We start from the raw sequence: 10,223 nt of genomic DNA, 5'->3' as shown, positions 1-10,223 counted from the left end.
GGCGGACAAGAAGTTCTCGACTAAACGGCGTCAAACGGGCATTTTTATGGTGGTTCATCCGGGCTCTTTGGGGACTGGATAGGTGTGGTAACCACCATTTTCCAAAGATGCCCCGGATGAACAACCTACCGAGAGATCACAACTAGCAGTCGACTCTACCGGTCCCGATGCCGGTCCCACCGCTGCCACACGCGCTACGCAACCCGGTCATGTCCCTGCAACGCCGTTGCGGCCCAATACGTCCACGCGGCCTGGCCGTGGGAAGGGACCGGACCGGCCTTCCCACCCTGGGCCCGACCAACTTTCCATGGGCGAGGGTGTCATGCGCAATCGAGTGACGCGGCGGTACTTCCAGCAGCTGTTCGCGCTGTATGCCGGCTTCGTGCAGTCGCGCTGAGGCGTAGACGCCAGCGAGGTAGAGTCGACCGTTGGTCGACTATCGCGCGAAGCGCGGGGTTTTCGGGGGCCGTACGAAAGGCAGTCGACTAACAGTCGACTCTACCCAGTCGACTCTACCCAGTCGCCGCAATACCCAGTTGATCGCCCAGTCAGCGCCGCTTGCCGCGGCGCGCTGGTGCCGGCGGCGGTGCATCCGAACGCGGCTTGGCGTACTGCGTCCACAGCGCCGGCAGTGCCTTGCCGGTGTGCTTCTGCCACAGCGCCGGCGTATAGCGGCCGTCGCGCAGGGCCTTGTCCAGCGCCAGCACCAGGCCGGGATACTCGGCCTCGGCCCATTTCAGGAACGCGCCGGTCACCCGGTAGCCGCTGTCGAAATTCTGCCCCTTCTCGACCTTGCCCGGCAGCACCCAGCCTGCGGCGGCATTGTCCATGCCGTAGCGGTCGCGTGCGTAGTCGGCGATGCCTTCCACCAGCCAGCCCGGCACCCGTGCATCGTCGTAACCTGGATAGCCCTGCACGATGTGCATCGCCTCATGGGTGACCAGGTCGATGTCGTTCGGGTGCTGCGCCAACCAGCCTGGGTTGATGGTGATCGTCGCTGCCTGGTCCTTGTCGCCGACGAAGGCGATGCCGGTGTAGGCCGGATCGATCACAATGCGCACCATCGCCGGCGCGGCCGGGTGGAAGTCCGCGCGTTCGCGCAGGTAGGCGAAGAAGAACGTATCGATCACCCGCTTGCGCTGCGGCGCGGCCAGGGCGCCACGGGCGTCCTGGTAGTTCAGCGTCACGCCGTCGCGGGTCAGCTGCGTATCGAACGCCTGGGTCTGGCCGAAACTTGAGAAGGACAGGGCAACAAGGGCCAGAGGCAGAAGACGGTCGCGCATGCCGCTCATTGTACGGTGCCGGCAGCCAGCAGTTCGATCTCCGCCAGTGGCAGCCGTGCCGGTGCCGCCAGGCGCAGGCGGTATTCGCTGTAGCGGCCGGGTCTGGCGATGCGGAACGGACGGGTCTGGCGGGCGGATTCGAAGTCTTCGCCGCTGCGCTGGTCGAGCACGGTCCAGCTGCCGCCGCCGTTGCGCGCCTCCAGCGTCCACTCACCGCCCTGGATGCGGCCGTCGCCGCTGGTGAGCGTGTACATCGTCGGCGTGCCGTCGCTCAGTCCGGTCAGCGCGATGGTTGCGCCGCCGCCCAGGCCCACGGTGGTACTCGCATCGTCATCGACCAGTGCGGGCAGGGCGCGGCCATCGGCCAGCGTCGCCTTCGCGCCGCTGCCGAGCAGGTCGCGCAGCAGCTGCGGGCGCTGGCCGCGCGCGGTCAACGAGCGCGGCACATCGTCCACGCCGCTGCCCCAGCGCGAGGGACGGGGTCCCATCACGAAGTCGAGGGTCGCGCCCTTGGCGATCAGGTCGTGTGGCACCCAGGTCTTCGTCCACGGCTTGCCGTTGATCTTCAGCGACTGCACGTAGACGTTCTCGCGCGAGTTGTTGGCCGCGTTCACGGTCAGCACCGCGCCACCCTGCAGCTCCACTCGTGCATGTTCGAAGGCCGGCGAGCCGATCACGTACTCCGGGGCGCCCATGCGCAGCGGGTACAGGCCCAGCGAGGCCAGCACGTACCATGCCGAGGTTTCGCCGTTGTCCTCATCGCCCGGATAGCCCTGGCCGATCTCGCTGCCGACGTAAAGCCGCGACAGGATCTCGCGCACGTGCTGCTGGGTCTTCCACGGCTGCCCGGCATACAGGTACATCCACGGGATGTGGTGCGCCGGCTGGTTGCTGTGCGCGTACATGCCCATGCGTACGTCGCGCGCTTCGGTCATCTCGTGGATGGTGCCGCCGTAGGAACCGGCCAGTGCCGGGTCTGCGGTTTCCGGCGTGGCGAAGAAGGTATCCAGCTTCGCCGCCAGCTTGTCGCGGCCACCGTACAGCGCGGCGAGGCCTTCGCCGTCATGGGCGGCAGTGAAGGCGAAGGTCCAGCCGTTGGATTCGGTGTAATCGTGGCCCCACACGCGCGGGTCGTAGTCCTTGGCGTCCACGCGCCAGCGGCCATCGGCCCTGCGGCCCTGGAAGAAGCCGGCGGCAGGGTCGAACATCGTCGCGTAGCTGGCAGCGCGGTGGCGGAAGTAGTCGGCTTCGGTGCTGTAGCGCTCGCGTGCGGCGGGTGCGGTCGCGCGCTTGGCCAGCGCATCGGCCATGTTGGCGATGCCGAAGTCATTGAGTGCGCCTTCCATCGTCCACGACATGCCCTCATGCACGTCGGCGCTGGCGTAGCCCCGGAAGGTCGAACGGTCCATGCCCTTGCGGCCGACATGGCGGTCGGGTGGTACCACGGTCGCGTTCTTCAGCGCGGCGGCGTAGGCCTCGCCCGGATCGAAGCCGCCGACGCCCTTCAGCCACGCATCGGCGAAGGCCACGTCCGAGCTGGTGCCGACCATCAGGTCCGCGTAGCCCGGCGACGACCAGCGCGCGATCCAGCCGCCAGCGCGGTACTGCTCGATGAAACCCTGCACCATCTGCCCGGCATCGTCGGGCGTGAACAGCGCGTAGGCCGGCCAGGTGGTGCGGAAGGTGTCCCAGAAGCCATTGTTGACGAACACCTTGCCATCGCGCACGGCGGCAAAGGTGCGGGTCGCGCTGCCCTCGGTGTTGTCATCGCTGGCGCTGGCCTGGTTGGCGTAGCGCCACTCCGGTGCGGCGGCGCTGCCCACGTTCTCATGGCCGGAATTCGGGTACAGGAACAGCCGGTACAGGCTGGAATACAGCGTGGTCTTCTGGTCGTCGCTGGCATCGCCGATGTCGAAGCGGGCCAGGCGTGCGTCCCATGCATCCTGCGCACGGCCGGCCACGCTCTCCAGCGTATCGGTGGCGGCGATTTCCAGCGCCAGGTTTTGTCGTGCCTGCTCCACCGAGATCAGCGAAGTGGCGATGCGCATGGTCACCCGCCGGTCGCTGCCGGCATCGAACTTGATGTAACCGGTCGGTCGGCCGGTGTCGAGGCGACCGCTGCTGCGCCAGGGTCTGTCGAAGCTGGCTGCCACGTACATGCGGCTGGCGCCGTTGGACAGGCCGCTGCGCGTGTCGGTGTAGCCGGACAGCGTCTGCGTGGCGGCGTCCAGAGTCAGGCCACCGCGGGCATCGACGTTGTCGAACAGCAGGTTGGCGTCGCCTCCCTCCGGGAAGTCAAAGCGGAACAGCGCGGCATGGTCGGTCGGCGCGATCGATGCCGCGACGCCGTTGTCGAAGCGCACGTCGTAGCGGTAAGGGCGGGCGCTTTCGTGGCTGCGGTCGAACGACAGGGCACGTTTGCGGCGGTCAGCCTCCGGCACGCCACGACTGGCCGATGGCATCACCTGGAAGGTCTGGCGGTCGCCCATCCACGGGCTGGGTTGATGGCTCAGCGCAAGCGCCTGCAGCTGCGGACGGTTCTGAGCGTCGTTCTGCTCGTTCCAGCGGTACAGCCAGTTCAGCGCACCGGCATCGGTGACCGGGGTCCAGAAGTTGAACCCGTGCGGCACCGCCGTGGCCGGGAAATTGTTGCCACGCGAGAAGGTGCCGTTGGCCTGCGTACCGCGGGTGGTCAGCACCCAGTCGGAGACGCGCGCTGGCTGCTGCCGTGGCACTGCGTCCAGGCGAACGTCATCAATCCAGCCGGAGACCGGTGCGCCGTCGGCACTGGCCACCTCCAGTTCGATCGCCACCACGCGGCGGCCCTTCAGCGCGGGCACATCGCCCAGCCGCACCGCCTTGCGCGCCCATTGCTGCGGGTACAGCGTCTTCGAGTCGCCCTGCGCGCGGGCGCCGAGGGCCACCCCATGCTGGTCACGCGCAGCGCCGGCCGAAACCCGACTGCCATCGTCCAGCAGCAGGTCCAGAGACACATAGGTCGAAGCCACGGTGTCCTTGCCGACGATCTCCGGCAGCACCAACCACGACAGGGTGGTATCGGCCTCGATGGTCACGTCCGCCTTGAACAGTTCGCGCCGCACATTGCCACCTTCACTGCTGTAGCGCAGTGCGTGCAGGCCGCTGTAGCCGACATTGCGCTTGGCGGCGTAGGGCGCCGCGGGGCCATTGCCGATCATGACCTGCAATGCGCCTGCGGCCGGTTCCGGAGCCGGCTGGCCCGGCTCGAACGAGCTCTGCAGTCCCTGTGCCAGCACCGGCATCGCGGTAGTCGCACAGGCCAGGGCCAGGGCGAGCGGAAGCAGGGCGCGGCGTGGATCGGACAGGGTCATGCAAGGGTCTCCCGGAAGGGCTGGCGGCGGGCAGAACCCGCATCGGCGGACACCACGGACAGCATCGCTCCGCCCGCCGCGATGGCAGTGGAAGAGGCGATGCCGGTCCGGTGGGGGCGGGCCATGCGATCGGGTCGGATTGGGGCAGGCCGGGTTACGACCTGGCCCGATCCTGCAACAGCCGTGGCAACCTGACAAGTGCCATTTAGTTCGATCCAAATGCGGTAAATATCGTTGTCGGTGGTTTCCCGGGGTGAATCTGCAGGATCGGTCGGGAATTCCCGCCGGCACCTCATCCCGAAGTGGCACGCAAGGTCGCAGGGAATCGGCCCGGTACGCGCAAAGACCCGTTGCGGCGCAATGTCGGGGCGGCCTGGATGCTAGAATCACAGGCCTCGCAACCCGTTCATCGACATCCGCCATGAGCCATACCGCCACTGCGCCCGCCAACGCCGAGAAGCGCTACACCGTGCACCGCAGCGATCTGCCGCTGAGCTGCCCGACCCCGGAAATGGCGCTGTGGAACTCGCATCCGCGCGTGTACCTGCCGATCGAAGACGAGCCCAATGGCGAAGCGCAGTGCCCGTACTGCGGTTCCGTGTTCGTGCTGGCCGACTAAGCGGCCGCCCCTTCGATGCGCCGATTGACCGTGGTGCAGTTGCTGCCGGCGCTGCACTCCGGCGGCGTCGAGCGCTCGACCCTGGAAATCGCTGCGGCCCTGGTCGCCGCCGGCCATCGCGCGCTGGTGGTTTCCGCCGGTGGCCGCCTGGTGCAGCCGCTGCTCGACAGCGGTGCCGAGCACCTCACCCTGGACATTGGCCGCAAGTCGCTGCTGACCCTGCGCCACTTGCCGACCCTGCGTCGCTTGTTTGCCGAGGTTGGTGCGGACATCGTGCATGCCCGCTCGCGGCTGCCGGCCTGGCTGGGCCTGTACGCAATCCGTGCCCTGCCTGCCGCGCAACGCCCGCACTGGGTGACCACCCTGCATGGGCTGAATTCGCCCAGCCGCTACAGCGCGGTGATGACCAGCGGCGAACGCGTGATCTGCGTGTCCAACACCGTGCGCGATTACGTGCAGCGCCACTACCCGACCGTGCCCGAACAGGCATTGCAGGTGATTCCGCGTGGCGTCGATGTGGCCCAGTTCCCGCGCGTGGCGCGTGCCGATCGCCGTGCGCGGATGGCGCTTGCGGCAGAGCACCCATGGCTGGCGCAGGTTGAAGGCCCCTTGCTGCTGTTGCCGGGGCGTGGCACCCGTCTGAAGGGTCACGCACACGCATTGCAGCTGCTGGCGGATGTGCGCGCCGCCGGCGTGCCGGCACAGTTGTGGATGCTGGGCACCGATGAACCCGGCCGTGAAGCCTACGTGGCCGACCTGCGCCGGCAGGCGGCCGCGCTCGGCGTGGCCGAGGCCGTGCACATCAGCACGCCGACCGCACGCATCGCCCAGGCCTACGCGGCCAGCGACCTGGTACTGCAGCTGTCGGACAAGCCCGAAGCGTTCGGCCGCACCGTGGTCGAGGCGTTGTCGGTGGGCCGGCCGGTGCTGGGTTGGGACCATGGCGGAGTTGGTGAGCTGCTTCGGCAGCTGCAACCCGCAGGTGCCGTGCCGCTCGGCGATGCGCGGGCATTGGGTGAACGTGCGCTGGCCCTGCTGGCCCAGCCCCCGTCCTTGCCGACCCGCATCCCGTTTACCCTGCAGGCCATGCAGCGCGATACCCTCCGCCTCTATGCCGACCTCGCCGGCTGACCCCGCCGTCATCGTGCGCGACGACCGCGCCGGGCGCTGGGCGCCCTGGTGGGTGCTGGCGTACGTGGCGATGTGGCCGTTGCCAGGCATCGCCGAAACCGTGTTGGGCCTGGGCGCGCTGTACGCGGCGGCGCGCATGGTGACGCGCCGCCTGCAGCGCCGCCCGCATCTGTTGAGCACGGCGGCCTGGGCACTGACTTCGATCCTGTTCCTTGGTTACTGGCTGCCGCAGGCATTCTCCGCATTCGATGCGATCGATCCGGCGGCCTCGTGGACCAAGGCTGCTGCGGGCCTGCGCTATCTGCCCTTCATGTGGCTGGTGGCGATCGCGGTGGCTACGCCGGAGCGGCGGCGGCTGACCTTCGCGGGGCTGGCACTGATCACCGGCGCATGGACGCTGGATGCACTGGTGCAGGCGGTGGCCGGCACCAGCCCATGGTTCTGGTCGCTGGAACACCTGAAGCTGGCGGTCAGTGGCCACGCACTGTGCCCGGCCGACGAGGCCGCACTGGCAGATCGCCTCAGTGGCGCACTGGGACCGTGCAACCTGAAGTTCGGCCAGGTGCTGGCCAGCCTGTCGCCGTTCCTGCTGCTGCCCGCCGCGCGGCGCTTTGGCAACACGGGCTGGCTGCTGGCTGCGGCAGCGCTGGGCAGCGTGCTGCTGTTGGCCGGTTCGCGCGCCTCGTGGATCACCTTCGCGCTGGTGCTGGCCTACAGCGGCGTGCGCCAGTTCGGCTGGAAACGGCTGGCCGCGCTGGCGCTGGTGGCGGTGCTCGGCGCCGGTGCGCTGACCGCCAGCGTGCCGCAGCTGCGCGAGCGCTTCGCGCGTACGGCCATGGCCCTGGATGGGGGCGAGCGTGGTGTCGACGAGGCCCTGTCAGGGCGCGCGCGGATCTGGGAAGCCGCCGCCTGCATGATTGAAGAGCACCCGATCAATGGCGTGGGTGCACGTGGTTTCCGCGATGCCTATCCCGCTTGCGTGGCGGAGGAAGGGCCGGCCGTGTGGGGCAATGCCCCGGCGCTTCATGCCCATCAGATCGTGCTGGAAATCCTCGCAGAGACTGGAGTGATTGGTCTGTTGCTGTGGCTGGCGGCGGTGGCCCAGGCCTGGCGCGCATGGCGCTACGCGCCGGCAATGGCCCGCGAACGCGCGCGTCCGGCGATGCTGGCGCTGGCGGTGACCGTGTTCCCGCTGAACACCCATCTGGCGTTCTATTCGGCCTTCTGGGGTGGCCTGACCGTATTGCTGGCCGCGCTGTTCGCCGGCAGCCTGCTGGCGCGCGACGCGGATGAATCGCCGGCGCTGAAGTAACTGCGCATCCACGCCATGCGTGGATAGAGCCAATCCGCTCCCCGCGTTACTTGTAGAAAGCGCTCCGGCCACCCGGCTGCCGCTTGAATCGGCGATGGATCCAGAGGTACTGGTCGGGCGCCTCGCGCACCATCTCTTCGATGGCCTGGTTGACCCGCGTGGTATCGGCTTCCACGTCGTCGCTGGGGAAATTCTCCAGTGGCGCGCCGATCTTCAGGAAGTACTTCCCGCCTTCGCGGCGATGGAAATACGGGATCACCGCACAGCCGGTCATCCGCGCCAGCTGGTGGGTGGCGGTGATGGTCGAAGCGGTGTGGCCGAAGAACGGCACGAACACGGTGTCCTTGCCGCGCATGTCCTGGTCGGGCGCGTACCAGAGGAAGCCGCCCTTCTTCAGGTGGCGCACGGTAGCGCGGATGTCCTCATTGGCGAACATTGCCTTGGCGTAGCGCAGGCGGCCGAACTTCACCGCCCACTCGTACACCGGGTTCTTGTGCTTGCGGTACATGCCTGAAAGATCAACGTAGTCGCACAGCAGGCGCCCGCACATTTCCAGGGTCATGAAATGGCCGGACACCAGCAGCACGCCACGACCTTCCGCCTGCATCTGCCGTAGATGTTCCAGTCCTTCGATCTGCACCTGCGGGCGGATGCTGTCGATGCTGCCCCACCAGGCGCGGATGCACTCGAACACGCCCACACCCAGGGCATCGAAGCTGTCGCGCACCAGGCGCTGGCGCCAGGCCTCGTCCTTCTCGGGGAAGCACAGCTGCAGGTTGACCTCGGCGGCGCGGCGACGGCTGCCCAGCAGGCGCCAGGTGATCCAGCCGACGCCCCGGCCCAGCGCACGCTGCAGCATCCACGGCAGGCGGGCGATGGCGAAGGCGCCCAGCATGGCGGCGAACATCGGCCAGTTGCGGGGATCGCGCAGCGACGGGCGGACGGCGGTGGTGGCATCGGACATTGGCCCATTCTACCAAGGCGGCCGCGTGTCTTTCCCGGGGGGCTCCCGTATCCTTGCCGCATGCGTAAAGACCCTGTCGAATGGATCCTGCGCGGCCTGTACTCGGTCGTGCTCTACATCCTGCTGCCGATCACCGTGTACCACCTGGTCTGGCGCGGCTTCCGGGTCCGTGAATACTTCCGGCGCTGGGATGAGCGCTATGCCTCCTATCCGCAGCCCACCGGCCAACCGCGGGTCTGGCTGCACGCGGTCTCGGTGGGCGAAGTCAATGCCGCTGCGCCGCTGGTGAACGCGCTGCGCAAGGAGCGCCCGGACATCCGCTGGGTCATCACCACCATCACCCCGACCGGCTCCGAGCGCGTGCGTGCGCTGTGGGGCGACGCCCTGGACCACGTCTACCTGCCGTATGACGTGCCCGGCAGCGTCAACCGCTTCCTCGGCCACTTCCAGCCCAGCCTGGCGCTGATCCTGGAAACCGAACTGTGGCCGAACATGCTGTTCGGCTGCCGTGACCGTGGCATTCCGGTCTACATCCTCAACGCGCGCCTCTCGGCGCGTTCGCTGCGGGGCTACCGGCTGCTGGCGTCATTGATCCGCCGCGCACTGCGCACGGTCACCTGCGTGGCCGCGCAGTCGCAGGACGATGCCGAGCGTTTCGTGCAGCTGGGTGCCGCGCCGGAGCAGGTTCAGGCGCTGGGCAACCTGAAGTTCGACATCACTACGCCGGACGTGCAGGGCTTCGTCGAGCAGTTCCATGCCCGCGTGCCGGCCCGGCGGCCGGTGTGGATCGCCGCCAGTACCCATGATGGTGAAGAACAGGCGGTGATCGATCTGCATCGTCGCCTGCGCCGGCAGCACCCCGACCTGTTGCTGCTGTGGGCGCCCCGGCATCCCGAGCGCTTCCCGAAGGTGGAGGCGCTGGCGCGGGAGCAGGGCTGGAACGTGGCAACCCGGCGCGCGAAGCAGTGGCCGGAGGTTGGAACCGATGTGTTCGTCATCGATACCCTGGGCGAGCTGATGCCTTTCTATGCCTGCGCGCAGGTGGCGTTTGTCGGTGGAAGCCTGCAGCCGATCGGTGGCCACAACCTGCTGGAGCCGGCGGCGATGGGCACCGCTGCGGTGACGGGCCCGCACCTGCACAACTTCTCGGAGATTTCCCGCCGCATGCGCGAGGCGGGCGCGCTGTTGATCGGCGAAGACGTGCAGGCGGTCGGCGAACTGCTGCAGCACCTGCTCGAAGATCCGCAGGCACGCGAGGACATGGCGCGGGCAGGCTGCACGCTGATCAGCAACGGACGCGGTGCCCTGCAGCGTACGCTGGCGCTGGTCGGACCGCACCTGCCGCCGCCTTGCCGCTGAGTCCGAAGGGCCGGCGCACGCGACGTGACTGTCGTGAAAGACCGCGTCAATTCTGCTTAGCGACCTGGAATCTGTCGTAGCGGGACCGTGAGCTTCCTTGCCAACGTGCCTGCCGTCACATCGTGATGCGCATGGCGCGTATTCCGATACCGCCTCCCGGCACAGGCTGTCAGTCTGCTGTCGACCGCGCTTGGGCGGATATCAA

At 68.0% G+C, this 10,223-nt stretch carries 7 protein-coding genes; 4 read left to right on the top strand and 3 right to left on the bottom strand.

Features of this window, described 5'->3' with window-relative positions:
* Positions 1 to 548 precede the first annotated feature (548 nt).
* Positions 549 to 1,292, bottom strand: coding sequence for a basic secretory protein-like protein (locus AC5P9P_RS09440; RefSeq protein WP_329772813.1), 744 nt, complete (start codon positions 1,290 to 1,292; stop codon positions 549 to 551).
* Positions 1,289 to 4,633 carry a GH92 family glycosyl hydrolase gene (locus tag AC5P9P_RS09435; RefSeq protein WP_495232706.1) on the bottom strand — a complete coding sequence of 1,115 codons (3,345 nt, stop codon included), beginning with the start codon at positions 4,631 to 4,633 and terminating at the stop codon, positions 1,289 to 1,291. Before AC5P9P_RS09435 ends, AC5P9P_RS09440 begins: the two co-directional genes overlap by 4 nt.
* Before the next feature lie 421 nt (positions 4,634 to 5,054).
* On the opposite strand from AC5P9P_RS09435, the gene AC5P9P_RS09430 reads away from it, so the two are divergent.
* From AC5P9P_RS09430 to AC5P9P_RS09420, 3 genes are read left to right on the top strand one after another with little or no spacing between them, the layout of a single operon-like run.
* A complete protein-coding gene (locus tag AC5P9P_RS09430; RefSeq protein WP_005410967.1) occupies positions 5,055 to 5,252 on the top strand; it encodes a zinc-finger domain-containing protein in 198 nt (65 codons plus the stop codon).
* 15 nt (positions 5,253 to 5,267) lie between these two features.
* Positions 5,268 to 6,383 (top strand): glycosyltransferase, encoded by a 1,116-nt coding sequence (locus AC5P9P_RS09425; RefSeq protein WP_495232705.1) that lies wholly within the window; start codon positions 5,268 to 5,270, stop codon positions 6,381 to 6,383.
* Complete coding sequence (locus AC5P9P_RS09420; RefSeq protein ID WP_033835646.1) at positions 6,364 to 7,695, top strand: O-antigen ligase family protein; 1,332 nt, start codon at positions 6,364 to 6,366, stop codon at positions 7,693 to 7,695. The genes AC5P9P_RS09425 and AC5P9P_RS09420 overlap by 20 nt, the downstream gene beginning before the upstream one ends.
* A gap of 46 nt (positions 7,696 to 7,741) precedes the next feature.
* On the opposite strand, the gene AC5P9P_RS09415 is transcribed toward AC5P9P_RS09420, so the two are convergent.
* Positions 7,742 to 8,659: an LpxL/LpxP family Kdo(2)-lipid IV(A) lauroyl/palmitoleoyl acyltransferase gene (locus AC5P9P_RS09415; RefSeq protein ID WP_033835645.1), complete on the bottom strand. Its 918-nt coding sequence runs from the start codon at positions 8,657 to 8,659 to the stop codon at positions 7,742 to 7,744.
* A gap of 60 nt (positions 8,660 to 8,719) precedes the next feature.
* On the opposite strand from AC5P9P_RS09415, the gene waaA reads away from it, so the two are divergent.
* Positions 8,720 to 10,018, top strand: coding sequence for a lipid IV(A) 3-deoxy-D-manno-octulosonic acid transferase (waaA, locus tag AC5P9P_RS09410; protein WP_049403581.1), 1,299 nt, complete (start codon positions 8,720 to 8,722; stop codon positions 10,016 to 10,018).
* Positions 10,019 to 10,223: the final 205 nt, after the last annotated feature.

The sequence above is a fragment of the Stenotrophomonas sp. YJH_SMC_14-1 genome (genome assembly GCF_059372275.1).
The sequence above is the reverse complement of the archived record's forward strand: the minus strand, read 5'-3'. Positions and strand labels throughout refer to the sequence as shown.

Coding starts and splice junctions, on each gene's coding strand:
- AC5P9P_RS09415 (WP_033835645.1), bottom strand. CDS start 8,659: ATGTCCGATGCCACCACCGCCGTCCGCCCGTCGCTGCGCGATCCCCGC.
- AC5P9P_RS09435 (WP_495232706.1), bottom strand. CDS start 4,633: ATGACCCTGTCCGATCCACGCCGCGCCCTGCTTCCGCTCGCCCTGGCC.
- AC5P9P_RS09420 (WP_033835646.1), top strand. CDS start 6,364: ATGCCGACCTCGCCGGCTGACCCCGCCGTCATCGTGCGCGACGACCGC.
- AC5P9P_RS09440 (WP_329772813.1), bottom strand. CDS start 1,292: ATGAGCGGCATGCGCGACCGTCTTCTGCCTCTGGCCCTTGTTGCCCTG.
- AC5P9P_RS09425 (WP_495232705.1), top strand. CDS start 5,268: ATGCGCCGATTGACCGTGGTGCAGTTGCTGCCGGCGCTGCACTCCGGC.
- waaA (WP_049403581.1), top strand. CDS start 8,720: ATGCGTAAAGACCCTGTCGAATGGATCCTGCGCGGCCTGTACTCGGTC.
- AC5P9P_RS09430 (WP_005410967.1), top strand. CDS start 5,055: ATGAGCCATACCGCCACTGCGCCCGCCAACGCCGAGAAGCGCTACACC.